The sequence below is a fragment of the Kribbella speibonae genome (genome assembly GCF_004331375.1).
GTDB lineage: Bacteria > Actinomycetota > Actinomycetes > Propionibacteriales > Kribbellaceae > Kribbella > Kribbella sindirgiensis.
In genome coordinates, this window is record NZ_SJKC01000001.1 from 1 (window position 1) to 25,822 (window position 25,822).

General features: G+C 68.5%; 26 protein-coding genes and 1 riboswitch. Of the genes, 9 read left to right on the forward strand and 17 right to left on the reverse strand.

Going from position 1 to position 25,822, the window contains the following annotated elements; all coding sequences use genetic code 11:
• Positions 1 to 190 precede the first annotated feature (190 nt).
• Together E0H92_RS44875 and E0H92_RS44880 are read left to right on the forward strand one after the other, a co-directional pair.
• Positions 191 to 607, forward strand: coding sequence for a hypothetical protein (locus E0H92_RS44875; protein ID WP_238173418.1), 417 nt, complete (start codon positions 191 to 193; stop codon positions 605 to 607).
• Positions 544 to 987, forward strand: coding sequence for a hypothetical protein (locus E0H92_RS44880; protein ID WP_238173398.1), 444 nt, complete (start codon positions 544 to 546; stop codon positions 985 to 987). The genes E0H92_RS44875 and E0H92_RS44880 overlap by 64 nt, the downstream gene beginning before the upstream one ends.
• Here the strand turns inward: E0H92_RS44880 and E0H92_RS00010 are convergent.
• From E0H92_RS00010 to E0H92_RS00030, 5 genes are all read right to left on the reverse strand, one after another.
• The gene (locus E0H92_RS00010; protein WP_165549651.1) at positions 980 to 1,795 is read right to left on the reverse strand and encodes an SGNH/GDSL hydrolase family protein; all 816 of its coding nucleotides are present in this window, start codon (positions 1,793 to 1,795) and stop codon (positions 980 to 982) included. The genes E0H92_RS44880 and E0H92_RS00010 overlap by 8 nt on opposite strands.
• A gap of 61 nt (positions 1,796 to 1,856) precedes the next feature.
• Positions 1,857 to 2,792 (reverse strand): phage baseplate protein, encoded by a 936-nt coding sequence (locus tag E0H92_RS00015; protein WP_202873470.1) that lies wholly within the window; start codon positions 2,790 to 2,792, stop codon positions 1,857 to 1,859.
• 33 nt (positions 2,793 to 2,825) lie between these two features.
• Positions 2,826 to 3,785, reverse strand: a complete 960-nt coding sequence (locus E0H92_RS00020; RefSeq protein WP_131494950.1) for a phage baseplate protein — start codon at positions 3,783 to 3,785, stop codon at positions 2,826 to 2,828.
• A 79-nt stretch (positions 3,786 to 3,864) separates the two neighbouring features.
• Positions 3,865 to 4,767, reverse strand: a complete 903-nt coding sequence (locus E0H92_RS00025) for a 1,4-dihydroxy-2-naphthoyl-CoA synthase (protein WP_131494951.1) — start codon at positions 4,765 to 4,767, stop codon at positions 3,865 to 3,867.
• 14 nt (positions 4,768 to 4,781) lie between these two features.
• Positions 4,782 to 5,795 carry a LacI family DNA-binding transcriptional regulator gene (locus tag E0H92_RS00030; RefSeq protein WP_131494952.1) on the reverse strand — a complete coding sequence of 338 codons (1,014 nt, stop codon included), beginning with the start codon at positions 5,793 to 5,795 and terminating at the stop codon, positions 4,782 to 4,784.
• 144 nt (positions 5,796 to 5,939) lie between these two features.
• Between E0H92_RS00030 and E0H92_RS00035 the strand changes: the two genes are divergently transcribed.
• Positions 5,940 to 7,871, forward strand: a complete 1,932-nt coding sequence (locus tag E0H92_RS00035) for a Xaa-Pro dipeptidyl-peptidase (protein ID WP_131494953.1) — start codon at positions 5,940 to 5,942, stop codon at positions 7,869 to 7,871.
• Between the two features lie 147 nt (positions 7,872 to 8,018).
• Positions 8,019 to 8,879: a hypothetical protein gene (locus tag E0H92_RS00040; protein ID WP_131494954.1), complete on the forward strand. Its 861-nt coding sequence runs from the start codon at positions 8,019 to 8,021 to the stop codon at positions 8,877 to 8,879.
• A gap of 97 nt (positions 8,880 to 8,976) precedes the next feature.
• Here the strand turns inward: E0H92_RS00040 and E0H92_RS00045 are convergent, their stop codons facing one another.
• Positions 8,977 to 9,903 (reverse strand): helix-turn-helix domain-containing protein, encoded by a 927-nt coding sequence (locus tag E0H92_RS00045; protein ID WP_131494955.1) that lies wholly within the window; start codon positions 9,901 to 9,903, stop codon positions 8,977 to 8,979.
• Positions 9,904 to 10,028: 125 nt separating this feature from the next.
• On the opposite strand from E0H92_RS00045, the gene E0H92_RS00050 reads away from it, so the two are divergent.
• The 3 genes from E0H92_RS00050 (at position 10,029) to E0H92_RS00060 (ending at position 12,402) form a co-directional block, all read left to right on the forward strand.
• Positions 10,029 to 10,355, forward strand: coding sequence for a PadR family transcriptional regulator (locus E0H92_RS00050; RefSeq protein ID WP_131295191.1), 327 nt, complete (start codon positions 10,029 to 10,031; stop codon positions 10,353 to 10,355).
• On the forward strand, positions 10,352 to 11,578 hold the full coding sequence (locus E0H92_RS00055; RefSeq protein WP_131494956.1) for an HAAS signaling domain-containing protein: 1,227 nt from the start codon (positions 10,352 to 10,354) through the stop codon (positions 11,576 to 11,578). Before E0H92_RS00050 ends, E0H92_RS00055 begins: the two co-directional genes overlap by 4 nt.
• 62 nt (positions 11,579 to 11,640) lie before the next feature.
• Entirely contained in the window at positions 11,641 to 12,402 is a 762-nt protein-coding gene (locus tag E0H92_RS00060; RefSeq protein WP_131494957.1) for a hypothetical protein, read from the forward strand.
• On the opposite strand, the gene E0H92_RS00065 is transcribed toward E0H92_RS00060, so the two are convergent.
• Genes E0H92_RS00065 through E0H92_RS00085 form a run of 5 tightly spaced genes read right to left on the reverse strand, consistent with a single transcriptional unit; the run spans position 12,399 to position 16,473 of the window.
• A complete protein-coding gene (locus E0H92_RS00065; RefSeq protein ID WP_238173249.1) occupies positions 12,399 to 13,193 on the reverse strand; it encodes a GNAT family N-acetyltransferase in 795 nt (264 codons plus the stop codon). The genes E0H92_RS00060 and E0H92_RS00065 overlap by 4 nt on opposite strands.
• Positions 13,186 to 14,157: an adenylate/guanylate cyclase domain-containing protein gene (locus E0H92_RS00070; protein WP_131494958.1), complete on the reverse strand. Its 972-nt coding sequence runs from the start codon at positions 14,155 to 14,157 to the stop codon at positions 13,186 to 13,188. The genes E0H92_RS00065 and E0H92_RS00070 overlap by 8 nt, the downstream gene beginning before the upstream one ends.
• Positions 14,147 to 14,545 (reverse strand): cyclic nucleotide-binding domain-containing protein, encoded by a 399-nt coding sequence (locus E0H92_RS00075; RefSeq protein ID WP_131295186.1) that lies wholly within the window; start codon positions 14,543 to 14,545, stop codon positions 14,147 to 14,149. The genes E0H92_RS00070 and E0H92_RS00075 overlap by 11 nt, the downstream gene beginning before the upstream one ends.
• Positions 14,546 to 14,581: 36 nt before the next feature.
• Positions 14,582 to 15,274: a class I SAM-dependent methyltransferase gene (locus E0H92_RS00080; protein WP_131468833.1), complete on the reverse strand. Its 693-nt coding sequence runs from the start codon at positions 15,272 to 15,274 to the stop codon at positions 14,582 to 14,584.
• Complete coding sequence (locus E0H92_RS00085) at positions 15,271 to 16,473, reverse strand: 3,4-dihydroxy-2-butanone-4-phosphate synthase (RefSeq protein WP_131494959.1); 1,203 nt, start codon at positions 16,471 to 16,473, stop codon at positions 15,271 to 15,273. The genes E0H92_RS00080 and E0H92_RS00085 overlap by 4 nt, the downstream gene beginning before the upstream one ends.
• 268 nt (positions 16,474 to 16,741) lie before the next feature.
• Between E0H92_RS00085 and E0H92_RS00090 the strand changes: the two genes are divergently transcribed.
• Positions 16,742 to 18,265 carry a DUF4185 domain-containing protein gene (locus tag E0H92_RS00090; protein WP_131494960.1) on the forward strand — a complete coding sequence of 508 codons (1,524 nt, stop codon included), beginning with the start codon at positions 16,742 to 16,744 and terminating at the stop codon, positions 18,263 to 18,265.
• On the opposite strand, the gene E0H92_RS00095 is transcribed toward E0H92_RS00090, so the two are convergent.
• From E0H92_RS00095 to E0H92_RS00105, 3 genes are read right to left on the reverse strand one after another with little or no spacing between them, the layout of a single operon-like run.
• A complete protein-coding gene (locus E0H92_RS00095; RefSeq protein ID WP_131494961.1) occupies positions 18,262 to 19,605 on the reverse strand; it encodes a threonine/serine exporter family protein in 1,344 nt (447 codons plus the stop codon). The genes E0H92_RS00090 and E0H92_RS00095 overlap by 4 nt on opposite strands.
• On the reverse strand, positions 19,595 to 20,572 hold the full coding sequence (locus E0H92_RS00100; protein WP_202873471.1) for a sugar-binding transcriptional regulator: 978 nt from the start codon (positions 20,570 to 20,572) through the stop codon (positions 19,595 to 19,597). Before E0H92_RS00100 ends, E0H92_RS00095 begins: the two co-directional genes overlap by 11 nt.
• Positions 20,573 to 20,601: 29 nt before the next feature.
• Complete coding sequence (locus tag E0H92_RS00105) at positions 20,602 to 22,053, reverse strand: apiosidase-like domain-containing protein (RefSeq protein WP_131494962.1); 1,452 nt, start codon at positions 22,051 to 22,053, stop codon at positions 20,602 to 20,604.
• A 44-nt stretch (positions 22,054 to 22,097) separates the two neighbouring features.
• Positions 22,098 to 22,231, forward strand: a riboswitch (FMN riboswitch).
• A gap of 84 nt (positions 22,232 to 22,315) precedes the next feature.
• Between E0H92_RS00105 and ribB the strand changes: the two genes are divergently transcribed.
• Complete coding sequence (gene ribB / locus E0H92_RS00110) at positions 22,316 to 22,930, forward strand: 3,4-dihydroxy-2-butanone-4-phosphate synthase (RefSeq protein ID WP_275670078.1); 615 nt, start codon at positions 22,316 to 22,318, stop codon at positions 22,928 to 22,930.
• Positions 22,931 to 22,988: 58 nt separating this feature from the next.
• On the opposite strand, the gene E0H92_RS00115 is transcribed toward ribB, so the two are convergent.
• The 3 genes from E0H92_RS00115 to E0H92_RS00125 are packed head-to-tail and all read right to left on the reverse strand — an operon-like array spanning position 22,989 to position 25,815.
• On the reverse strand, positions 22,989 to 23,948 hold the full coding sequence (locus tag E0H92_RS00115; RefSeq protein WP_131468823.1) for a transketolase family protein: 960 nt from the start codon (positions 23,946 to 23,948) through the stop codon (positions 22,989 to 22,991).
• Positions 23,945 to 24,823, reverse strand: a complete 879-nt coding sequence (locus tag E0H92_RS00120; RefSeq protein ID WP_131468821.1) for a transketolase — start codon at positions 24,821 to 24,823, stop codon at positions 23,945 to 23,947. The genes E0H92_RS00115 and E0H92_RS00120 overlap by 4 nt, the downstream gene beginning before the upstream one ends.
• A complete protein-coding gene (locus E0H92_RS00125; RefSeq protein ID WP_131468819.1) occupies positions 24,820 to 25,815 on the reverse strand; it encodes a sugar phosphate isomerase/epimerase family protein in 996 nt (331 codons plus the stop codon). Before E0H92_RS00125 ends, E0H92_RS00120 begins: the two co-directional genes overlap by 4 nt.
• Positions 25,816 to 25,822 lie beyond the last annotated feature (7 nt).

Below are 25,822 nucleotides of genomic sequence, written 5' to 3' on the forward strand. Positions count from 1 at the left end.
CCACGATCCACCGGCCGATACGAGTTCGCCACCACCCAATCCTCAACCACCACCCACACCCCAACCCCCAGCGGCACACCCCATTCCGCAACAGGCTCTGCAGCAGGTCAGCGGTGAAACAACCCGCCAGCGGACCGACCTCCTGTCGCCGGTGTCGGAGGTTCGGGACGGTCGGCTGGAGGCTGCGGGCGTGCGCCTGCTGCTGAAGCGGGATGATCTGATTCATCCGGAGGTTCCGGGTAACAAGTGGCGGAAGCTCAAGTACAACGTGGCCGCGGCACGCGAGCTCGGCTTCGACACGCTGCTGACGTTCGGTGGCGCCTACTCGAACCACATCCGAGCAACAGCAGCGGTTGGGTACTACGGGGGCTTCACCACGATCGGTGTGATCCGCGGCGAGGAGCACCTGCCGCTGAATCCGTCGCTCGAGTACGCCGTCCGCCGCGGGATGCACCTGACCTACCTCGACCGGACGACCTATCGCGCAAGACATCGGACGCTGTCATCGACGATCTGCGCCGCGAGTTCGGTGACTTCTATCTACTGCCTGAAGGCGGCACCAACAAAGCCGCCGTACTCGGCTGCGCGGAACTCCCGTCCGAGCTGACGGACCCGTTCGACGTGCTCTTCTGTTCCGTCGGTACGGGCGGAACACTGGCCGGGGTCGCTGCGGGACTGAACCCGCACCAGTCAGCTGTCGGCATCCCAGTCCTGAAGGGCGCGGCGTACCTCGAGCAGGAGATCGTCGACCTCCAGACGTCCGCCTTCGGTGCACGGTCGGGCACCTGGCGACTCGAGTGCGACTTCCACTTCGGCGGCTATGCGAAACGCACGGCCGAGCTGGACGCCTTCATCGACGACTTCGAGGCCAGGCATGGTCTGCTGCTGGACTGGGTCTACGAGGCGAAGATGATGTACGCGCTCTTCGACCTGGTACGCCGTGGAAACTTCACCCCAGGCACAACGATCGTTGGCCTCATCAGCTGAGAGCGGCTTCAGTGAGGTCGGCCAGGGCGGCGTAACCCGCGTCGGAAGGGTGGGCGTCGGCGTCGCGGCACAGGAGGGTGTAGGTGCAGAGGGCTGTGCCGTTGTTGGCGTCGAAGGTTGGCATTGGGTTTATGTAGGTTGCTCGGGCTGAGGTTGCGGCGGCGGTCATGGATTGGTTGAGGGCTTGGAAGATGGGGCCCGTCAGGGCGAACGCGCCCAGGTTGGCGTCGTACGCGCCGATGACCACCAGGTCGGCGTCCGGGGCGGTCGCTCGGAGGGTTTGCAAGCTGGTGCGCAGGTTGCCGGCCACGCGGGCGATCGCGGCCGGTGCGCCCTCGATGATGCACTGGACGTTTCCGTTGCAGGAGGCAACGAAGGCGTTGGCGTCGTTGCCCCACAGCGAGATCGTGATCAGGTCAACACGGCCGCGGTGCGCCCGGAGGAACTGGGCCGCCGCGTCGACCTGCGGGCCGGTAAATGCATTGTGCAGTGGGAATCCGGCCGCGTTCCACGGGCACTGACCCGTGACGAACGTTTCGGTCGTCTCGCCGGGGCAGCCGTAGTTGACCAGTTCGGGCAGCCGGCCGCCGTGCTCGATCCGAGCGGCGAGCAGGTCGGCGTACCCGGTCCGGAACGCACTGGGCGGCTGGCCGACCTTGAAGCGCTGGAATCCGTACGCCAGCGAGTCGCCCAGTGCGAGGTGGTACCGCTGCCCACCCGAACTCTCGGCCGACGCGGACGCCGGCGTCACAGTCGCCACGCTGATCAGTACGGCGACCAACGCAATCAGCCATCGTGATCGAGCCATCATGTCCCCCCTCGCCCCGTTGTGCACCATGGTGGGGACACCCGGCAGGCAGTGCAAGATGTCAGACGAGCTCGTTGCGGTAGAAGAGGTTGGCGCGGCGGTCACCGGCGACGCCGGAGGCGAAACCGAAGTACAGACGAGCCGTCGCGTCGGTGGAGCCGTACACGGCCATGCCTTCGGCTTCGCGATAGGTCAGACTCCACCCCGCCAGCGTGCGGAACGAGTCGACGAGCTGACCGGCGTTGATGTCGTAGCACCACAGCTTCGACGTCGCGTCGTCCTGGTTCGGGCTGCCCGGATACGCGTTGCCTTCCCACAGGTAGACGTATGAGCCGTACAGCGCCCATCCCTGGAAGGCGACTCCGGACGTCAGCGCAGGCTGCTTGAACGACGCGAGCACGGTCGAGAAGTCCCCGGCCCGTGCGGCAGCCAGCGAGTACACGTTGATGTGCATCCCGTCCGACAGCGCGTACCGTACCCCGAGCCGGCCGTACCGCTGGTCGACCGCAGGCGTGAACACGGTGCCGTTCGCAACCGGCTTCCACTTGGTGACCGACGCGGACGTCAGCGTCGTACCGTTCTGCCACGGGAACCGGGTGATCTGCCGCCCGCGCCCGTTGGCCGTGTCCACGTCGGTCTCGGTCCAGATGTACGTCGTACTTCCGACGGCCTCGGCGCCGATGGACACCGCATGACCGAACCCGGTCAGGTACATGTGCCCGAGGTTGGCGCCCGTGTCGATGCTCAGTTGGGTCAGCGTCAGGTTGCCGCTGTTGGCCGACGAACCGGCACGCACCTGGCCGGTGAAGAGCCGGTTGTTCGGGGTGTCGAACGCGAACGACTGCATGACGGTCACATCCTGCAGCGGCTTGCTGCGGAAGATCTCGCCACCGGCTCCGCCCATGACGAAGCGCTTGGAGGCTGGGAGGGACAGGGTCCGGGCGGTGGCCGCGGGTACGCCGAAGGTGCCGGCGGCAACCACTGCGCCGGCGCCCATCAGTAATCCACGACGGGACAAATTGTCCATGAGCTAGACCAATCTGTTGCGATAGAACAGGTTCGCGCGACGGTCGCCCGTCACGCCGGAGGCGAAGCCGAAGCAGAGTTGCGGGCAGCCGCGGTGATCGACGTACACCCCGACCCCCTCGGCTTCGCGGTAGACCAGGTCGGCGCCGTCCACGATCTTCACGGACTCGACGACCTCGCCTTTGACGATGTCGTACGTCCAGAGCCTCGACGTCGCCACCGTGGGATCGGGCGTACCGGCGTACGCCTCGCCTTCCCACAGGTAGACGTACGAGCCGTACAGCGCCCAGCCCTGGAAGTCGATACCCGCGGTCATCGCGGGTTGTTTGAACGACGCGAGCACCCGCGAGAAGTCCCCGGCGCGCGCCGCGGCCAGCGAGTACACGTTGATGTGGAACCCGTCCGCCAGCGTGTGCCGGATCCCGATCCGGCCGTGCCGCTGATCCACGGACGGCGTGAACACGGCGCCGTCCGCGACCGGTTTCCAGCTGCGCAGCCCCGGCGAATCCTTCGTCAGCGTCGCGCCGTCCTGCCAACGGAAGCGGGCGATCTGCCGGCCGCGCGCGTTCGCCGTGTCGACGTCGGTCTCGGTCCAGAGGTACGTCGTACGCCCGACGGTCTCCGCGCCGATCGAGACCGCGTGGCCGAACCCGCTCAGGTACATGTGCCCGACGACGTCGCCGGCGAGCGTGAGTTGGGTCAGCGTGAGATCACCACTGGTGGAAGGCGATCCGGCCCGCAGCTGCCCCGCGAAGAGCCGCTGGTTCGCGCTGTCGAAGGCGATCGACTGCATGACCGTCACGTCCGCCAGCGGCTTGCCGCGGAACACCTCGCCGCCCGGCCCGTCGAGCACGAAACGCCGGGTGGGAGTCAGCGTCAACGGACTGGCGGCGGCCGGCAGGGCTCCACCGACAACCACAGCGGCGGCACCAGCGAACAACCCACGGCGGGAGAGATTCTTCATAGCGCCCGACCGTAAGCCGTTTACCGCGAACTGTCACCAGTTCGCGCATATTTTTCTGCTAAATAACCACCAGATAGTGTTAGAACGCGTACGGGTACGGCGACCAGTCCGGCGACCGCTTCTCCAGGAACGAGTCGCGGCCCTCGGCGGCCTCGTCGGTGCCGTAGGCGAGCCGCGTCGCCTCGCCGGCGAACAGCTGCTGCCCGACGAGACCGTCGTCGATCAGGTTGAACGCGTACTTCAGCATCCGCTGCGCGGTCGGCGACTTCGCGCAGATCCTCCGGCCCCACTCCAGCGCCACCGCTTCGAGCTCGGCGTGCGGAACGACCTTGTTGACCATGCCCATCCGGTACGCGTCCTCGGCGGAGTACTCGTCACCGAGGAAGAAGATCTCGCGGGCGAACTTCTGCCCGACCTGCCGGGCCAGGTACGCCGACCCGAACCCGCCGTCGAACGACGCCACGTCCGCGTCGGTCTGCTTGAACCGCGCGTGCTCCTCGGACGCCAGCGTGAGGTCCGCCACCACGTGCAGACTGTGACCGCCACCCGCTGCCCAGCCGGGGACGACACAGATCACGACCTTCGACATGAAGCGGATCAGCCGCTGTACTTCGAGGATGTGCAGCCGGCCCGCACGTGCCGGGTCGATCGAATCGGCCGTCGTACCCTCCGCGTACTTGTACCCGTCCTTGCCGCGGATCCGCTGGTCACCGCCCGAGCAGAACGCCCAGCCGCCGTCCTTGGGCGAGGGACCGTTGCCGGTGAGCAGGACGCAGCCGACGTCCGTGGACATCCGGGCGTGGTCCAGCACGCGGTACAGCTCGTCGACGGTCTGCGGCCGGAACGCGTTGCGCACCTCGGGCCGGTTGAACGCGATCCGCACCACACCGGCGTCGACCGCGCGGTGGTACGTGATGTCGGACAGCTCGAAGCCGTCCACTTGCTTCCAGGCCGACGGGTCGAAGATCTCGGAGACGGTCACCCGCCGAGCATATTTCAGCCGCGGGCGGTGCTCTCCCGCAGTACTACTTCAGCCTTGAACGTCTCGGTCGTCGCGTCGCCGCCCTCGATCGCGAGCTCCAGCGCGCGGCGGCCCATCTGCTCCAGCGGCAGCCGTACGGTCGTCAGTCCCGGCCACACGTCCCGCAGCGTCGCGATGTCGTCGAACCCGGCGACACCGAGCCGGCCCGGTACGTCGACACCGCGCGCCCGCAACGCCGACATCGCGCCGACCGCCATCACGTCGTTCACCGCGAACACGCAGTCCACGTCGGCCTGGCGATCGAGCAGTTGCTCCGCGGCGGCGTACCCACCGTCGCGGGTGAAGTCACCGGCCTCGACCGCCACCGGTTGCAGCCCGGCCTCGGCCAGTCCGGCAACGAAGCCGTCGCGCCGATCGCGTGCCGTCGCAAGGGTTTCCGGCCCACCGAGTACGGCGAACTTGCGCCAGCCGAGCCCGACCAACTCGCGGGCCAGATCTGCCGACCCCGAACGGTTGTCCGGTTCAACGGTGTGCGCCGGCATCCCGGACTGACTGACCAGCGCGAGGCCCGCGCCGGAGTTGAGGAAGGTCTCCACCTCGGTCGCCGTCCGCGCCAGGCTCTCGCTGTCGGTCCGCCGGCTGCCGATCATCACCGCGGCCCGGGCTCGTTGCGCGCGCAACGACGACAGGTAGGCGATCTCGCGGTCGGAGTCACGGAACGTGCTGGCCATCATCACCAGCAGGTTGCGCTCGTCCGCGGCCCGCATCACGCCGTTCGCGATCGCGGCGAAGTACGGGTCCTCGATGTCGTGGACCAGGATGCCGACCACGTTCGTCGACGACTTGGCCAGCGCCTGCGCCTGCGCGTTCGGCGTGTAGCCGAGCTCGTCGGCGGCGGCCTTGACCCGTTCCTGCAGCTCGGGACGGGGCACGCGGTCCCCGCCGTTCAGCACACGGGAGGCGGTCGCGACCGACACGCCCGCGCGCTGCGCCACGTCCAGCAATGTCACCGGTGCTCGCAGATTCACTGGCCTACCCTTTCGTGCGTCCCCCCGGGGGCGGTGGCGGTCACCCTACCGAATCCCCCGTTCTCACGCTGAGTATCGGGCAGGTCGCTGCCAATCCGGTCAGAACCTGGCGTTGCGGCGCGGGAGTGACTAGCCTTCCCAGCCATGAGGACCGTCCACGCCAGGGTGACGATCCTGGTCTCGTCCGTCGTGCTCAGCCTGACGACCCTCACCGGTCCGGCCATGGCCTCGCCGATCCCGGACGGACCCGGTACGCCGGCCCCGGCTGCTCCCAGTGTGCCGCAGCACGTCGACACGCGCACCAAGAGCACGCAGCCGGTCTACGACTACGCGAACGCGATCCGTGAGTCGGTGTACGTCGACACCACGATGGACACCGACTCCGACGGCCAGGACGACGTGATCGCGGTCGACATCGTCCGGCCGAGCGAGACGGTTCTCACCGGTACGAAGATCCCGGTCATCATGGACGCCTCGCCGTACTACTCCTGCTGCGGACGCGGCAACGAGAGCGAGAAGAAGACGTACGACGGCGACGGCGTGATCCGGAAGATGCCGTTGTTCTACGACAACTACTTCGTCCCGCGCGGCTACGCGATGGTCGGCGTGGACATCGTCGGCACCGGCCGCTCCACCGGCTGCGGTGACGTCGGCGGCCGCGACGAGATCCAGTCGGTCGTCGACGTGATCGACTGGCTGAACGGGCGCAACACCGCGCACACCGCCGACGGTCAAGTCGTGAAGGCGTCCTGGACGACCGGCGCGGTCGGCATGATCGGCAAGTCGTACGACGGAACCCTCGCGAACGGCGTCGCGGCGACCGGGGTGAAGGGCCTGAAGACGATCGTGCCGATCTCGGCGATCTCGTCGTGGTACGACTACACCCGGTCCGGCGGCGTACCGTACTCGGACGACTACATGCCCTGGCTGGGCGGGTACGTCGGTCACGACAGCGCCGCCTGCGACGAGGTCCGCGGCCAGCTCGGCGACAACGACGATGACGACACCGGCAACTACACGTCGTTCTGGGCCGAGCGCGACTACACGAAGAACGTGTCGAAGGTGAAGGCCTCGGTCTTCATGACGCACGGGCTCAGCGACTACAACGTGCAGACCAACCACTTCTCCCAGTGGTGGTCGGCGCTGTCGCGGAACAACGTGCCGCGCAAGCTGTGGCTGGGGCTCGAGGACCACGTGGATCCGTTCGAGTTCCGGCGCGACGAGTGGGTGGACGAACTGCACAAGTGGTTCGACTACTGGCTGCAGGGCCTGCAGAACGGCGTGATGAAGGAGCCGATGGTCTCGGTCGAGACGAGCCCCGACGTGTGGCGCGACTACAAGACCTGGCCGGCCGTGAACCGCCCGGTGTCGGTGCCGCTGTCGGTCGGCAAACTAGGTGCCGCGGGCAAGGGTTCGCTGATGGTCACGGACGATCCCGAGCTGACCGAGGACGACATCGTCGCGGACCCGTCGGAGGTGATCGCGGGACGGCAGATGTTCCTGTCCGCACCGCTGACCGCACCGCTGCGGATCAGCGGTACGCCGTCGGTCACGCTCCGGCTGAAGTCCGACTCGTCGACGACACCGGTGACCGCGCGCCTCATCGAGTACGGCGACGCGGGCCGGTACACCGGCGTCCGCCGTACCGACGACAGCACCTGTGAAGGCTCGAGCACCGACTACGACGACAGCTGCTACTACACCGTCGACAAGGTCACCACCCAGAGCGATCACGGCATCGTCAGCCGCGGCTGGATCGACGCCGCCCACAGCAAGTCCCTCACGAAGCCGGCCCCGCTCAAGCCCGGCCAGTGGACCACCGTCAACGTCCCCCTCCGCGCCCAGGACCAGATCATCCCCAAGGGCCGCATCGTCGGACTGGCCATCACCCTCTCCGACACCGAATGGACCAGCCCCAACACCACCGGCGCCACCATCGACATCGACCTCGCCGGCAGCAAACTCAACATCCCCATCTCCTCCGGCAAACTGGCCGCCCCCACCCAAATCCCCACCCTCGACGTCCAAATCAAAACCCCCACCCAACGCCCCAACCTCCACGACCCCAAGAACTGACCCCCCACCCGCCGAGTCGTGAGAATCGGCTGGGAAAACCAGCCCCGATCCACGACTCGATGAACGGGTCCCGAGCCAATCGCCACGACTCGGCGGCCCTGTGGACAACGGACGGCATGGGTTGGCAGAAATCGGGACAATGACGGGATGTTGTTCACGGCGGCGGATGCCCCCGCGCTAGGAATCTCGCGGGGCGTACTGCGCGGCACGCGGTACCGGCGGGTCCTTGGCTCCGTGTACGTCGACGGGACGGTCGCCGTCACTCCCAGGTTGCAGGCCGAGGCCGCGCTGCTGTTGACGCCAGGTGCGGTGGCGAGCCACGACACCGCCTTGAGCCTGTGGACCGCCAACGACCGCCCCGACGACGTCGTACACGTGACTGTCCAGCGCGATCCACAGCTCACCCGTCCACGGGTCAGCGGTTTGCGCGTCCACGAAGTACGGCACCTCGACCGCACGCTGCGGGACGGGCTGCCGCTGACTCCACCCGAGCGAACCTTCCTCGACCTCGCGCCGTACCGCGATCTCACCAGCCTCGTCGCAGCAGGAGATTCCCTGGTACGCCGTACCGACGTCGAGCCTTACCACCTGGTCGACACGCTGGCCGCGGTAACCGGCGTCCGCGGCGTCCGGCTCGCCCGCGAAGCGGCAGCTCTCGTGCGAGCAGACGTCGACTCCCCGATGGAATCCCTGCTTCGCCTGCTCATCGTTCTCGGCGGCCTCCCCGAACCTCGGATCGGCCACGTGATCAGCGACGCTGCGGGCGGCTGGCTGGCGAAGCCGGACCTCAGCTATCCCGAAATCAAGCTGGCTGTTGAGTACGACGGTCGGCACCACATCGTCGACGTCCGGCAATGGCGCCAGGACATCCGCCGCCGCGAGAACCTCGAACGCGAAGGCTGGCTGGTTCGCGTCTTCACGGCGTACGACCTCCTCCACATCCCGCACACCGTCGTCGCCCGCATCTCCCAGGACCTCCACGCCCGCCACCCCCGCCTCGCCGCTTAACCCGGCCCCTGCCGAGTCGTGGCGATTGGTTCGATCCCCCATCGCCGAGTCGTGGAAATCGGCTGACAAAAACAGCCAATCCTCACGACTCGGCGGGTTAGTTGCCTTCGGCTACGAAGTGCATGGGGTCGCCGAAGGCTAGGTCGGTTATGCCGGCGGTGTGGAAGGCTCCGACCAGGAGGGATCTGCGGTGGGCGGCGAAGGTTAGGACGTGGGCGACCATTCCGCCGTAGGTGAAGACTCGGGGTGGTTCGCAGGTGGTGTCTACGAAGGACTCGTCGAAGCGGCCGTCTTCGTTGAGTTGGTTGACGAGGGCCACGAAGCGGGCGCCGGCGTCGGCGTGGCGGGTGCGGAGCTCGGGGATCGGGGTGACGACCTGGCGGCCGCACTCGGGGACCTGGAAGGGGCGGTCCTCGACGGAGGCCAGCCACATCTCCTCCTGCCAGACCAGGCGGTCCAGGAGGTAGCGGATCGAGATGTCGTCGTCAATCCCTTCGACGGACAGTTCGATCGGCCGGTCCAACGTGGCGGCGTCCAGGCGGGCGCCGCGTTCGATCATCTCGCCGGTCAGCCACACGTGGTGCTCGACCATCCTGACAAGTACGTCCATGCCTCTCACCTTTCGACGTGCCGGCAGCCGAAGTCCGGCCGGCGGCTGGAAATGCACTCCACTCGGCGCCGCGAGGAAGAACACCCGCGACGCTTCCCGCCGCCACACGCGCGGCGACATCCCATAAGCCCTGGCGAACGCCCGTGTGAACGCTTCGTGTGACCCGTACCCGGCCTCGACCGCAACCTCCAGTACGCCGACCGGCTCGGCCAGCAACCGGTACGCCGCCCGCTCCAGCAGCACCCGCCGGCGGAACGCGAACGGCGACTCGCCGGCCACCGCCCCGATCACCCGGTCGAAGTGGAACCGCGACAGGTGCACCCGCCCCGCCAGCCCGGCACCGTCCACCGGGCCGTCGGGGCCGCGCAGACCGGCCGCGACCACCGCCACGAACTCTTCGAACACATCCGCCATGCCCACCACTGTGCCCCCACTCACCCGCCGCGGACTTGATCGAAATTGCGGAACGCTCGGACTGGTTTACGGAGTACTCCGCAATGTGTAGTAGTCTCCTCGGCAGAACACTGGAGGAGGTCGCGATGGATACGAGCCAGCTACTCAAGGGCGTGCTGGATCTCGCGGTGCTGGCCGTGCTGCGGGACGCCGACGGCTACGGGTACGACGTACTCCGCCGGCTGCGCGCCGCGGGACTCGAAGACGTGGCGGACGCCTCCGTGTACGGGACACTCCGCCGGCTGTTCCAGGCCGGCGCGCTGACGTCGTACGTGCAGCCGAGCGAGGAAGGCCCGCACCGCAAGTACTACGGGCTGAACAAGACCGGCCATGAGCTGCTGGCCCGATCGACCAAGACCTGGAATCACTTCGCCGACACGATGTCGGTGCTGCTGGAGGAGGAGGCCGCGTGAACAGCACCCTGACCGGAGCGGTCGCGATCTACCTGACGCAGGTGCGCGCCGAGCTCAGCGACCTGCCGCCGGGTGAACTGGAGGACGTGCTCCAGGACGTCACCGACCACCTGACCGAGGTAGCAGGCGAGTTCGACGCCGAGCCGACCTTGAGCGACCTGCAGGTGCGCCTGGGGACGCCGCGGCAGTACGCCGACGAGCTGCGGACCGCGGCGGGCTATCCGGCACGCACCGAGCCGGTCAGCCAGGACTACCTCACGTCCGGCTGGAAGGCGCTGCGCTGGGGCCTGATCGCCGGCACGGTCGGCCCGTTCTTCGTTGCCGTCAGCATCTTCGCGTGGTCGCACGACGAGACGGCGTTCTTCGGGCTGCTCGGGCTCGGCGTGCTGTTCGTCGCGGCGTTCCTCGGCGTCCGGGCGTTGCGCGGCAACGACCCGCGGATCGTCCTGGACACGCCGCGGGGCGCCCAGTGGGCGACGGCGGTTCGCGGCTGGATCGACCAGATCCCGCCGAACGTCCGGCACGAACTGGTGACGATCGGCCAGCCGGTCTGGTGGGTCGCGCGAGGCATGATCGGCGCGGGCGGGTTCTTCGCGCTGTTCGGCGCGGCCTCGGTGACCGTGGTCGGAGCCGTCGCCGGCGCGGCGGTCTCGATCTGGATCGGCCGCCGGACCCAGCAGGACCGGCGGTGGCTGTGGTACGTCGTACCGCTCAACGTCGTCGCGGCGGTCGCGATCCCGTCGTTCCTGGCCGCGGCGTACGTCGGTGCGTCGTTCGGGTTCCTGAACAACTACAACGACTACCGCGGCAGCGCCCGGGGCTATGAACCGCCGACCAAGGGCGTGGTGGTGGACGGCACCACGGTGTCGAACATCTACCCGTTCGATGCCCAGGGCAAGCAGGTCGCGGTCCGGCTGTACGACCAGGACGGCAACCCGATCAGCATGGAACTGCAGGACTGCGCGACCAGCTACGGGCAGCAGTCGCGGGACACCACCAGCAACCTGTTCCCGCAGGCCGTGGTCGTCCCCGACGAGAACGGCGACACCGGACCGGACAACTGCAAGGAGTCCACAAAGGCCCCCTTCGTCCCGCCGCCTGCTCCCGCCACCCGCACCGCGTCCCCCACACCATCCGCCGCGCCGACCGCGAGCAGCACACCGACCAGCGTCAAGCCGTCGGGTACGGCGGGTGTGACGCTCACCGTGCAGCCGACCAGGTGACCCGCCGCGCGGACTAGGGTGACTGCCTTCGTTGCCCGCCCTGCTCTGTGAGGTACCCGCCCGTGTGGATTCTCGGTGTCATCGCCGCCGCCGCCATAGCTGTTGTCGCTGTCGTGCTGTGGTGGGCTTCGCGCAGCCCTGATGACCTGGCCGGCGCCGAGGAATACGCGGTGGAGCGCAAGTGGGAGTGGGAGGCGCAGCTCACCGTGGAGCAGGAGAAGGCCCTGATGGAGGGCCTGCGGTCGTACAACAAAAGCAAGGACGGTCCGATCTCCGTCCACAGCGAGCACGCCGAGGTCATGCTGTTCGCGCCGCACACTGTCATCTCGCTGTACCTGCTGGCAGACCGGTTCGTTGCCCTCGGCCCGGATGCGGTGTCGTACCCGATGAGCTCGGTCGGGAAGCTGCTCGACGAGTGCGCCGACAAGGAGCAGCCCGGCGTACTGCACCTGCGGGACGACTGGTTCCCCGAGGAAGGTGCGGACGGGATGGACACGGCCGCCTTCGCCGATCTGGTGATGGACGTGCTGATTCAGCACTCCGACCGGCGGGTCACCGGCGGATCGTGGAACGGCGACAGTCTGGTCGAGACGTTCGTCCAGGCGGACCCGAACGAACAGCCCAACCGTGTGGCAGTCGACCTGGCGCGGGTGTTCGAGCAGTACGGCGCCGCTCGGGAGGCGCAGCCGCAGACGCCGCCGATCGATCTGCTGCGGATGATCCTGCCCGGAATGCTGATGTCCGAGGAGCCAGGCGTGCTGTGGATCCGCCCGGCGACCTTCGCCGAGCGGAACATCGTCGCAAACGCCGCGGCGGGTCGCTAGGAGCGGACGGACGCGGCGGCGACCCGGCGATACTCGTAGCCCAGGCGTTCGTACACCTTGATCGCGGCCGCGTTGTCGCCGTCCACCATCAGTCCGGCGCACCCGTGGCCCTGCACCAGTTCGGCCGTCACGAACCCGCACACCTGCCGCGACAATCCCTTGCCCCGGGCAACAGGATGCGTCGCGACCCCGGCGAGGAACCCGACCTCGGGCGCGCTCCACGCATCCGCGGCGATACTCAGCAGCTCACCACGCTCACCCGTCACCGCAGCCCACCGCCGTACGCCGGAACGCCCGGGCCACGCGTACGACGAGGGCGACGCCGCGGTCAGTAACTCTTCGACACCGTCGTCGCTGTCCAGCCAGGCCGGACCTCCAGCACTCATCAACCCTCCGCTGTGCGGCCGCTGCGGCTCGGGCTGAGCGTGCGGCGAGGGCGACGCCTGGGATTGCTGAGTGGTGCAGGTCCGGGTGTCCATCCAGCCGAAGGCCGCGCCGAACTGGAGACCTGGTACGTGATCCAGGAGATCGCGGATCAGCTGCTCTTCGCCGAACGGGCGGAAGCTGGGGCCGACCTCGGCCAGCACCTTCGCCGCGAGCCGTCCGACCGCATCCGCCGGCCCGGCGACCGCGAGCCGATCACGCCTGGACAGGTCGGGCGAGGCGACGGCCACCGCATCCCCGTCGCACCACGCGCGGACGCCGGGGCCGAAACCCTGCGCGGCCCAGATGATCATCGGATCGTCCGCGGCTGCCGTTGCCAGCGCCGCGGGTGTCAGAAGCTCATGCACGTTGGATCGCGTACGGGACGAGGTGGCGGTAGCCGCGGACGGCGACGCGGCGGAGGCGGTGGACGGCGTACGACGAGTGGCCGTCGAGGGCTGCGGCGAGTTCGCGGTCGGCGAGGACCCGCCCGGGTTTGCATTCGGTGGTGAGACGGGCGGCCAGGTTGACCACTTCGCCGTACACGTCGCCGAGCCGGATCAGGATCGTGCCGTACGCGAGCCCGATCCGCAGTTCCGGGAGGTTCTCGTCGGCGGTCACCGCGTCCTGCAGCGCGAGCGCGACGGCGGCACCCTGTGCGGCGGTGTCGGTCACGAACAGCACCTCGTCGCCCATCGACTTGATCACCCGGCCGCCGTTCAGCGCGACCACGTCGGCGGCCATGCCCTCGAACTTCTCGATCAGCTCGCCGAGCTCGGCCTCGGTCAGCCGCCGGGTCAGGCGCGTGTAGCTGACGATGTCCGCAAACCCGACTGCCCGCACCCCGCGCGCCAGCTCGTTGGATCCCGCCACCGCCCGCCCGGCCGCCGCGGCCAGGTGCCGGCGCCAGACGTAGGTCTGCAGCCGCTCCATGGCCGGCAGCAACAATCCCGCGACCTCGATCGACTCGTCCGCGGACAGCTTGGACCCGGCGAGGAAGTCGAGGAACATCGCCGACTGCCACGACGCCAGCCGGGACTGGGTCTGGCCGAGCTTCCGGGCCAGCGACGACTCCATCTCGGCCTCGATGAACCCGTCGTCCTCGAGGGCCGCGACCAGCCGCAACGCCTCGACATCGTCGTCGGTGAACGCCACCTCGTCGTCCGGCACGGTCGCGAACCCGAGCGCGTGCCACATCCGCTCGGCACGCTGGATCGAGATCCCAGCCCGCTCGGACACCTGGATCCGGGTGAACTTCCGCTCACCGCCCAGCAACGTCCTCTCGAACTCGCGCTGCAGTCCGGCGAGGTCGACCTGAGGTTCAGGAACCACCGCGGCGCTCGGCGATGGTGGCGTCGATGGCGTTGCGGAACGCGGGGAGCCTACGGGTGAGGTCGTCGAACTTCTCCCGGGTGAAGTGCAGCAGCTGCAGCCGCGACTTCGCCGTGACGGTTGCCGTTCGCAACGTGTTCTTCCGGACCGCGACCTCGCCAGCGATATCGCCCGGGCCGAGCTCGGCGATCTCCTGGCCCTTCTCGCGCACCGCCGCCGTACCGCTGAGGATCAGGTACGCCGCGTCCGGGGGCGTCTGCTCCAGGATCAGCGACCAGCCGGCCGGTACCGAGACCTCCTCGCCGGCCCGGAAGATGTCCCGGATGTCGCGTCCGGACAGATCCGCGAACAGCGGCAGGTCCCGTGGGGACGTCCTACCCAGTGCCACGTCGATCCTCCTCGCCGATGTTCCCCGCCGGTAACTCTAACGCACGCGTGCAGCGATCAGGAGGATCGGTGGGCGGCGGCGATGCACGGCGAGTGACGGCTGTGCCACGACCTGTTCGGGGTTCGGCATGGGCTCGTCGAGCCGCTCCACCTGCAGTCCGTGGCGGTGCAGCGTCCCGAAGACGGTGCCGATCGTCCGGTGGTACTTGATCACGCCATCCACGAACCAGGTCCGCTCGCGACGCCCCTCATCGGCGTAGTCGTCCACCACACAGTCCGCAGCAACCACCGGAGCCGTCATCACCGGATGCTCCATCGTGAACACCAACCAGCCGCCAGGCACGAGCCACCGCGCGACCCGCGCCACCAGGTCATCGAAGTCCCCGACGTAGTGCAGCGCCATGCTGCTCACCACCAGATCCACAGAACCAGCTGGTACGTCGAAATCCGCGAGGTCGGCGCACTCGTAGCGGACCGCGGCGTGCGGCCGCGCCGCTGCGAGCATCTGTTCCGAGACGTCGACCGCCAACACCTCAGCCGCGCCGGCCTCGGCCAACCGAACCGCCAGACCGCCTTCACCACAACCGAGATCCACCACCCGCGCTCCGGCGACCGGTGGGAGCGCCGCGTCCATCGCGGGGATCTCCAGCGGCTCGTTGAGCGCCTGCCCCGACTGGCGCAGGCGCCGGTACCCGTCGAGGAACGCCGGGTCGTCGTAGAGCGCGTTCACAGCCAGCGCTCCAGATCGTGGATATCGATCATCGGAAGCTCCCAGCGGAGGGCGAACTGTTCGAGGTCCGCGGCGCCGGCCATCACGCCGTCAGCGCGCATCACCTCGCAGCAGACGCCGACCGGGGCGAGGCCGGCCGTCTTGCACAGGGCAACGGTCGCCTCGGTGTGGCCTTGACGCTCGGCCAGTAGCCCCGGACGCGCCGCGAGCGGGAACACGTGCCCCGGCCGGAGGAAGTCCTCAGGTACCGCGTCCGGCGCCGCGAGCCGTCGTACTGTCGCTGCTCGCTCCGCCGCCGACACACCGGTCCCAGGTGCCGACGCGAGATCGATCGGCACGTGCATCGCCGTACCCTGTCGGTCGCCCGCGCCGGGGATCGGATCGATCTTCAGCCGGCGCAGTACGTCGGCGTCGCACGGGACCGTGGTGTGGCCGCAGGCCTGGGTCAGCAGGAAGCGCATGGCCTCCGGGCGGAAGCGTTCGCCGGCGAAGACCACGTCGCCTTCGCCCTCCGCGGTTGGATCCCAGACGACGACCCCGCCGCCCGCGGCGATCTGCGCAACCACCTTCTGTACGCCGATCTCGCCGCTGAGCTGCCCCGCCCACGGCAGCCGCGCCACCGCGCGCATCAGCTCGGGCCCGTTCCCGTCGCGCGCCATCCGCACCAGCAGATCGCTCTCGAGGTTGACCCGATCCCCGGCCACCAACGCGCCCAGCTTCGTCTTCACCAGCGTGTTCGGCACGAGCACGACGGAGAACCGGTCCTTGAGGACCTCCGCGACCGTGATGCTCACGCCGTCGATCGCGACCGATGTCTTTGCCACCAACCGCGCCAGCAACCGCTCCGGCGGCTTGATCCAGACCCGGTGCCCGGCCGCTTCCACGTCGACCCGCAGCACCTTGCCGACTCCCTCGACGTGCCCCTGGACCAGATGCCCGTCGATCCGGTCGCCGATCGCCACCGGCAGTTCGACGTGCAGCGTCGTACCGACGGCGACCCGGTCCAGCGTCGTACGGCGCCTGGTCTCGTCGGTCACCACCACGCGGATCTCACCGGGCGGACCCGTTTCCGCGGTGAACCTGATCCCGTCGAGACAGACGGCGCCGCCCGGTGCGACCGCCACGTCCGAGGTCACCCGCAGCAGCTCGCCGGGGACTTCCGCGACGGTGCCTACGTGCTCGATACGTCCTGTGAACATGCTTCGCTCTCCACCACTAGCTGATGGCCAGGGACACTCGGTCCGAGCTGAAGCGGGGTATCACCGCGTGGCCCCGGTCGCACCGGGTCACTCTGCCTTGCGGCAGAGCCGACGGGCCTGGCTCAACGTCCAACCGTCACACCGTGGAATCGCACCACTCGGCAGTAAACCACACGCCACCCGTTGACCGTCCCGACAGCCCGCGGTTACGGTCGTTCGGCAATCGATTTCTCACCCCAGCTCTCTGCAACCGCCCGAGGAGCCCCTGATGCGGAAACGATGGTTGCTCGTCCTGCCTGCCCTGATCGGAGCGGCCATCGTGCCTGCCGACCAGTCCCCATCCGCCCGAGCGACCGCCGTCCCGTCGCCCGTCGAGCGGATCGCCAAACTCACCGGCCCGGAGTCGATCAACGACACCGAGGCGCGTTTCGCCCTGAAGGCGACCGACCTCGGCATCCTCTGGGACAACGGATCCGGCGAGATCCTGACCGCGTTCGGCGACAGCTACGGCAGCGGCTGGACCGGACCGGGCGGCGGCGCCGGCGATCAGGCGACGATCGACTGGCGGTGCAACCTGCTGTTCCGCAGTAAGGATCGCGACCTGGCCGACGGGATGTCGCTCGACTCGGCCGCCGAGGACCGGCCCGGTCACGCCAAGGAGTTCCTGCCCTGCAAGAAGATCGACCGCGACGAGCACACCGTGATCCCGACCGCGGGCATCTCGGTCGGCAAACGCCAGTACGTGCAGTACATGTCGGTCAACTACTGGGGTCCGGCCGGCAGTTGGTACACGAACTACTCCGGCTTCGCGTACTCCGACGACAACGGCGAGAACTGGACCAAGGATCCGAACGCCCGCTGGCAGAACTCGAAGGCCTGGGACGACAACTTCCAGATGGTTGCCCTGGTCAAGGACAAGGGCTACGTCTACATGATCGGTACGCCGAACGGCCGGTTCGGCAACGCGCACCTGGCCAGGGTCCCCGAGAAGCAGGTACTGCAGAAGAAGGCCTGGCGGTACTGGGACGGCCGGATCTGGTCACCCCAGGAGTCGGCCGCCGTACCGATCGCGGCCGGTCCGATCAGCGAGGTGTCGGTGCAATGGAACGCGTACACCGGCAAGTGGTTGATGATGTACCTCGACGAACGCCGCGCCTCGATCGTGCTGCGTTCCGCGAAGGACCTCACCGGCCCGTGGAGCGGTGAACAGGTCGTGGTCAAAGGCAGTGAATACCCGGGCCTGTACGGATCGTTCATGCATCCCTGGTCGTCCGGCCAGGATCTGTACTTCACGATGTCGCAGTGGGATCCGTACAACGTCTTCCTGATGCGCACCAAGCTCACCGGTGACGGCCAGACCACCAACCTGGTCACGGATCCCGGCTTCGAGAGCCAAACCAGCGGTACGCCGTCCGCACCCTGGCAACTGAGCGGCACCGGGGGCATCGACCGCACGAATCTCGGCCACACCGGCACCAACAACGCGTTCGTCCGGGACTCGATCGGCACCCACCAGCTCCAGCAGACCGTCGCCGTACGCCCCCACCACCGGTACCGGCTGTCCGCCTGGATCCGGACGGCGGAGTACAACTCCGAGACGATGCTCGGTGTCCGCACGTTGCGCGGGCGCACGATCGCGCAACACACCGGCGGCGCGCACCCGCAGTACACGAAGGTCAGTGTCGACTTCGACTCCGGCCGGGAGTCGTTGATCCAGCTGTACGGCGGATTCTTCGGTCATGGTCAGGACGTGTGGCTGCAACTCGACGACGTCGTACTGGAAGAGCTCTAGGCGGCGCGGCGCCGGCGACGGGTGCGAGTCGTCCGGCGTCGTACCGGGCGGCGAGGGCCGACGAGACGGGGGCCGGCCAGACGGTCCTCGAGACGGCGGGCCTCGCGGCGGATCGGCTGGGCAACGTACTCGCCGAGGATGAGGCCCGAGGCAAGTGCGACGCCGATCGCGACCGCCGTCGTGAGGCTGACGATACCGATCAGCTGTCCGCCGGCCGTCAGTTCGTAGAGTCCCTTGTAGATCGTCAGACCAGGCAGCAGCGGGATCGAACCGGCGACGACCACGACGAGCGGCGGTACGCCGGTCCGCCGGCCGCTGGAGTAGCCGCAGAGACCGACGACGAAGGCAGCGGCAGCCGTGGACCATGCCGGACCGAACGAGGCCCTGGTCATCAAGGTGAAGATGAGCGAGGCCAGTGCGCCCATGACGGCGACCGGGAGCAACGCGCGGAGCGGCGCGTACGACGCGTAGGCGAACGCGACGGCCATCACCGCACCGGAGATCACCATGATCGGGAGGTTCGCCAGCTGGATCGTCTGGGGTTCGATGCCGACCTTCAGACCGAACCTCAGACCGAGCCCGAGCCCCAGCGAGACACCGGCGATGATCCCGCCGGTGAGCAGCATCGCCTCCAGGCTCCGGGCCGCGGCGGTCACGTAGTACCCGGTGATCGCGTCCTGCACGGCACCGGTGAGAGCGATCCCGGCCAGCAGCATGATGATGCCCGCGGCAACGACCAGCGACGGTTTCACCGGCGCGTGCACGGCGTACAGGACCAGGGCGACCGCGGTCGCCACGAACGCTCCGGCGACCTGCTGGTAGAACGCGGGCAGCCGCTGCCGGTTGAACCACCGGTTGTTCAGGTCGATCACGATCGCGGTCAGCACCGCCACCAGCGTGATCAGCCAGCCGCCGCCGAGCAGCAGCGTCGCGCCACCGGCCATCACGCCCCAGGCGAGGACCGCGCTCCACCGCGGGTACGGCGGACCGGCCGACGTCAGCCGGGCGAGTTCCCGCGACGCCTCCTCGCGAGTCACGTCGCCGCGAGCGAACCGTCGTACCAGCCGGTCGACGTCGGTCAGCCGGGAGAAGTCCTGGGACCGGTAGCGGACCAGCCGGATGTGCGTCTCGGGCGCGACGTCCGGCGCGGCCTGGTACGAGACCGCCATCGAGGTGAACGTGATGTCGACCTCGCAGCCGCGCAGTCCGCCGGCCGCGGTGACACCGAGGATCGTCGCGGTCGCGTCCGCCGTACCGGCGCCGCTGGACAGCAGCACCTCACCGACCCGCAAGGCCAGGTCGATGGTGGCGTAGACCTCCCGCTGCTCGTCAGGCTCCATCGAGTAGGCGATGTGCCATCGCGAGGTCGGTGATCAGGATGTTGACCCAGCCGCCGAGCATCGCGGCGCGGATCGCGGAGTACTTGCGGTCGCCGCCGGCCACCCCGATCCGGCGCGGCACCGCCAGCAACTCCTTCGCGGTCACCCCGATGACCCGCTGGTCGAACGTCGAGCGCACGAGCTTTCCCTCTTCGTCGAAGAACCGGAAACACACGTCCCCGACGGCACCGAGCCGGCGCAGCTCGTCCTGGTCGGCCTCCGCGACCGCGTTCCCACTGCGCTGCAGCAGCGGGGAGGGCTCGAGGCTGCCGATCCCGACCAGGGCGTCGGTGAGTTGTCCCCACGTGCCCAGAACGTCCCGAACCGACACATCGTTCATCATCGCCCGGCGAACGGCGGGCGTCCCGACCAGCCCGGGAGCGGGCAGGTAGACCGGCATCCCGCCGGTCAGCTCGGCGAACCGCGCGGTCAGCCGGGTCGCCTGCATCTGCACCGCGGCGTCGCCCAGACCGCCGACGATCTGGACCACCTTGTCCACCACCGGCACGCTCTTGCGCGGCATCCGGTCGACCGCGCTGATCAGCGTCTCGCTCCAGGACGAGATCCCGACCACGTGCCCGCCGGTGAGGGTCATGTCGAGGTACGCCGCCGCGCCGGAGCCCAGCGCGGGCAGTACGTCGTCCCCGACGCCGAGGGTGTCGACGACGACCGCGTCCCGCAGCCCGTACCGGCCCTGCAGCTCGTCCTCGAGGTCGCTGTGCACACCGCTCGGCATGGTCACCACGGTGTGCACGATGCCGACCTCGACGGCCTGCTTCAGCATCCGGGAGACGCGCGCCTGGGACAGGTTCAGTTCGGCGGCGATCTGCGGCTGGCGGATGCCCTTCTCGTGGTACATCCGCGCCACCTTCGCGAGCAGCCGCAGCTCGTCCAGCCCGGGCTGGCGGACACCACGGTTGCTGTTCACGGCGCTCCCTTCGAGACGATCAACCTGGACTATAGGCAGATGTAGACCCGCGGTACGCCACCGGCGTCAGGCAGTGGACTTCCCGGCGTGTCCCGCTTGCCGGTCGCGACCACCGAGCCGTCCCGCGGGTCAACGATCGTGTACGCCAGCGGGACAGTCTCGTCGAACACCATCACCGGCCCGCCGTTCTCGCGGTACACGATCAGGCCGCCGTCGGTCGTGCTCAGCGCCCGCCCCGAGATCGTCCGGGTCCAGTCCGGCGCCATGTCGGTGGTCGGCAACCCGTCCAGGATCTTCCCGAGCATCCCGACGTACGTCGACCCTTCGAAGCCGACCGCCTCGCGCCAGCCCGCGCCCGGCGCGAGGAAGTACTCGGAGTGCCCCGGCTCGTCCGCGTGCAGTCGCCACTGCCACAGGCTGCCCGCGCCGTAGACGACACCCATCGTGCCGCCCGCGCACAGGTTGCTCCACGCCTCGTGGCCCTGCCACCAGCCCTCGGCCACCCCGGTCCGGCCGGTGTGCTCGTACGTCGGTTCGCCGTTCGCGACTGCCTTGACCGGGTGGTTGCGCCACATGTCCGCGACCCGCTCCGGCACGTGCTCGCCGGTGTGCCCGGTCTGGCACCACTGGAAGTCCAGCCAGTCCGCGTCCTGATGGGCATTCGCGCGGATGTGCGGGCGGTAGTGGATGCCGGTCGGCTGCTCGTAGCAGTCGGCACTGTGCACCTCCGCGCCGCCGGCTGCGGTCTGTGGTTCGGTACCGGATCCGTCGCCGCCGACCAGGTAGATCGCCGGCCGGGCGCCGTACCGCGCGACGAGGTAGCGGCAGTAGGCGGCGTACTCGTGCTCCGGAACCACGGTCCCGGCGACGTCCAGGCCCTTCCACCCGAAACCTTGGAAGACGGGCTGCAGCACCGGGACGATCCCGTGCTCGACGAGAATCGCCAGCAGCTCGTCGAGGTACTGGAAGTACTCGTTGTTCAGCTGGTTCAGGTGGCCCTCGGCGAGGTCCTCGAAGCCGACGCCGAATCCCTCGTCCTGCGTGCGGTCCCGCGGGCCGACCGCGCGCATGTCCGGTTGCACCGTCATCAGCAGGACCGCGTTGAAGCCCTTGGACTGTCTGTCCAGGGCGTACTCACGTACTTGCTCGGGGGTGGCGCGCCAGGGCAGGGCCCAGGCGGTATCGGCCACCAGCACCGCGGGGGTGCCGTCAGCGTGCACGAGGCTTCGGCCGCCGGGGGACATCCGCCAGAAGCCGCGCGCGTAGAACGGATTGACCTCGTCCGCCGCCGCGGGCTGTACGTCGAACTCCCCCTCGGCCCACCGCCACCGACCCGCCAGCGGCGCGGCAAACCGCACCTTCCGCACCTCGCCGTCGGAGAACGTCGGGCGGCGGAGGACCGTGCCGGATTCGTGCTCGAAGTCGACCCAGTCGGACGTGACCTGGAGTTCGAGTTCTCGCCAGACGGATGAGATGGACATGACACTCCCGGGGTGCTGGTTGCCGTTAAGCTACTGGTGAGAACACACGTGCTCTGGGGTCGGTGAAATTCCGAGCCGGCGGTGACAGTCCGCGACCCGTGACTTCGTGAGAAGAAGCGGTTGACCTGGTGGAACTCCGGGACCGACGGTGAAAGTCCGGATGGGAAGACGCACGTGGCGACTGCACGTCCCTGAATTCAGGGGCGTGGAGCTTGTCGTTGCCCCGGAGTGCTCTGAGTGCACCGCCGAGAGGACAACGACCGTGAACACCATCACCAGCCTCGACACCATCGAACACGCTGTCGCCGAGCTCGCCGCCGGACGGCCGGTCGTGGTCGTCGACGACGAGGACCGCGAGAACGAAGGCGACCTGACCTTCGCCGCGAGCCTCGCGACGCCCGAGCTGATGGCCCTGCTCGTCCGGCACACCAGCGGGTACGTCTGCGCGCCGGCCGCAGCGGAGATCTTGGACCGGCTCGAGCTGCCGTTGATGGTCCCGAACAACCAGGACAGCCTGCGGACGGCGTACACCGTGTCTGTGGACGCGGCGACCGGTGTCGGGACCGGCATCTCGGCCGCGGACCGGGCGCGGACCGTCCGCGTGCTGGCCGATCTCTCGGCGCAGCCCGCGGACCTGATCCGGCCCGGTCACATCCTGCCGTTGCGCGCCGTCGACGGCGGAGTGCGGCAGCGGCCCGGTCACACCGAGGCCACCGTCGAACTCGTCCGGCTGGCCGGACTGCCGCCGGTCGGCGTCATCGGCGAGCTGATGAACGACGACGGCACGCTGATGACCGGGGCCGACCTCCGCGCCTTCGCCACCACCCACAACTTCCCCCTCATCTCCATCCAGTCCCTCATCACCCACCTCAGCTGACCGTTGCGTCCGAAGAAGTGAGGGCTATAGGCCACGCTTCTTCGGACGCAAGCGTCAGTCAGGGGAGGAGTTGGCGGGCGGCTTCGGCGATGCCCTCGGGGGAGAGGGCGTAGCGGTTGAGGAGGTAGTCGGCTGAGCCTGTGGGGGCGAACTCGGGGAACCCGAGGATCTTCACCCGCGCCGGATGCTGCTGTACGACGGTTTCGGCGACCGCACCGCCGAGGCCGCCGCCGGACACCGCTTCCTCGGCGGTCACGATGCCGGCCGTCTCCCGCGCGGCCGCGACCACGGCGTCGGTGTCCAGCGGCTTCACCGTCGGCATCGACAGCACCCGAGCCGAGATCCCGTCCTCGGCGAGCCGTTCGGCGGCGGCCAGCGCCCGCCACAGCACGGTCCCGTTGCTGATCACGGTGACGTCGTTGCCTTCGCGCACCGTGATCGCCTTGCCGAGCTCAAAGGAGTAGTCGTCGGCGTACACCTTCGGCACGCTCATCCGGCTGACCCGGATGAACACCGGTCCTTCCGAGGCGGCAGCCCAGCGCAGCGCGGCCGCGGTCTCGATCGGGTCGGCGGGCACGATCACCGTCATGTTGGCGATCGCCCGCAGCCAGGCGATGTCCTCGATCGAATGGTGTGTCGGCCCGAGTTCGCCGTACGCGACGCCGGGGCTCATCCCGCAGAGCTTCACGTTGGTGTTCGAGTACGCGACGTCGGCCTTGATCTGCTCGAGCGCGCGGCCGGTGAGGAAGCAGGACGCCGCCGACACGAACGGGATCCGGCCGCCGTTGGCCAGCCCGGACGCGACGCCGACCATGTCCTGCTCGGCGATCCCGACGTTGATCAGCCGGTCCGGGAACGCCTTCCGGAAGCTGTTCAGCTTGCTCGACCCGACCGAGTCGTTGACAACACCAACGATCCGGTGATCGGCCTCGGCCAGCTCGGCGAGTGTCTCGACGTACGCGTCCCGGCAGTCGTACCGCGGCTGGTCCGCGATCGAACGGGTCTCGAGCACTGTCATGCCAGCTCCTTCAGGGCTTGCTGGTACTCCGCGGCGTCGGGCACCCGGTGGTGCCAGGCGACGTTGTTGCTCATGAACGAGATCGGGTGCCCCTTGTGCGTGTGGGCGATCACGAACGTCGGCTTGCCCGGCCGGAACGGTACGGCGGACAGCACGTCGAGCAGTTCGCCGTGATCGTGACCGTTCACCTCGACCACCGCGAACCCGAACGCGGCCGCCTTCTCCGGCAACGGGTCCAGGTCGTTGGTCTCCTTGGTGGTCGCGCCCTGCTGCAGCCGGTTCCGGTCGACGATCACGGTCAGCCGGTCGAGCTGGTACTGCGAGGCCGCCATCATCGCCTCCCAGTTCGAGCCTTCCTGCAGCTCGCCGTCACCGACCAGCACATAGGTACGGCGCATCGAGACGTCGAGCTTGGCCGACAGGGCATGACCGACCGCGACCGGCAGCCCGTGCCCGAGCGGGCCGGTGTTGGCCTCGACGCCGGCGACCTTGTTCCGGTTCGGGTGCCCGTTCAGCGCGGACAGCGGCTTGAGGAACGTCGCGAGCTCCTCGACCGGCAGGAACCCGAACGCGGCCAGCGTGGTGTAGAGCGCGCCCGCGACATGCCCCTTGCTCAGGATGAACCGGTCCCGCTCGGGGTCGTTCACCGTCGCGGGCGTGATGTCGAGCACGGCGCCGTACAGCGTGGCGAGGATGTCGATCGCGGAGAAGTCGCCGCCGATGTGCCCGGCGCCGGCGTGGTGGACCAGCTTGAGGTCCTGGATCCGGATCTGCTGGGCGGCCTCGGCGATGTGCTCGATCTGCTCGGCACGGCTGCTGTGCACCGGCAGCCGTCCGAGGACAGGCATGGTGGTGTGTTCGACGGTCAGCGTCATGCCAGCTCCGCCATCGAACTCAGCAGCACCTTCTGGACCAGCTTCTGCGCGGCGAGCGCGTCGTGCGAGGCCTGAGCGGCGGCCAGGGCGTCCTCGTCCAGTACGTCGAGCGCGTGGTGGATCGCCTTGAGGAACGTGATCGCCTGCTTCGCGGCCTGGACGCTGTCCTCGCGGAACGGGAACTGGTCGAGCTGCCAGACGCCTTCCCAGTTGTTCCTCCGCAGCGTGTGGAAGAACTCGAACGTCTCCACCAGGTGCACCGAGCCGACGACCATGTCGTCGTCCCAGCCCTTCATGTTGTCGTTGACGTCGATCGCGAAGAGCCGGTTGTAGTCGATGGCCAGCTGCGCCGCGTCGGCCGGGGTCTCCTGGCCGTACAGCGAGTGGCCGAAGTCGAGCAGGATGCCCAGGTTGGGCAGGCCGATCTTCTCGATCCCGAGCAACGTGCGGGCGACGTTCGGGAAGATGATCTTCACCCGCGGCTCGCGCGGCTTGTACTCGATCACGAAGTTGATGTCCGGGTGCGCGGACACCAGTTCCTTCAGGCCGTCCAGCGCCAGGTTCCAGATGTCGTGGTAGTTCACCTGGAACGGGTAGTCCCAGCCGTCCTGCCCCGGCCACAGCTTCACGTACGAGCAGCCCAGGTCCTTGGCAAGGTCGGTTGCCTGATGCAACAGCTCCAGCGCCTGCTTGCGGACGGCTGGGTCCGGGTTCGTCAGCGATCCCTTGACGAAGTCGCGGGTGTAGATCTCCGGGGTGATCGCGATCGCCTTGAGGTTGTTCCGTTTGAGCGCGTCCTTGACCTCGTCCAGCGTCCCGTCGTACCCGGCGAACGGCCAGTTCAGGTCGACGACGGACAGGTCGCCGACCGCTCCGGCGCGGTCGATCTGTTCGAGCAGTCCGACCGGTTCGCCGTACCCGTCCGTCGCGTAACGGTCCTTGTAGGTGGCGAAGTGCCAGATGCCCGCGCCGAAGACCGGCATGTCAGTCATATGGGTT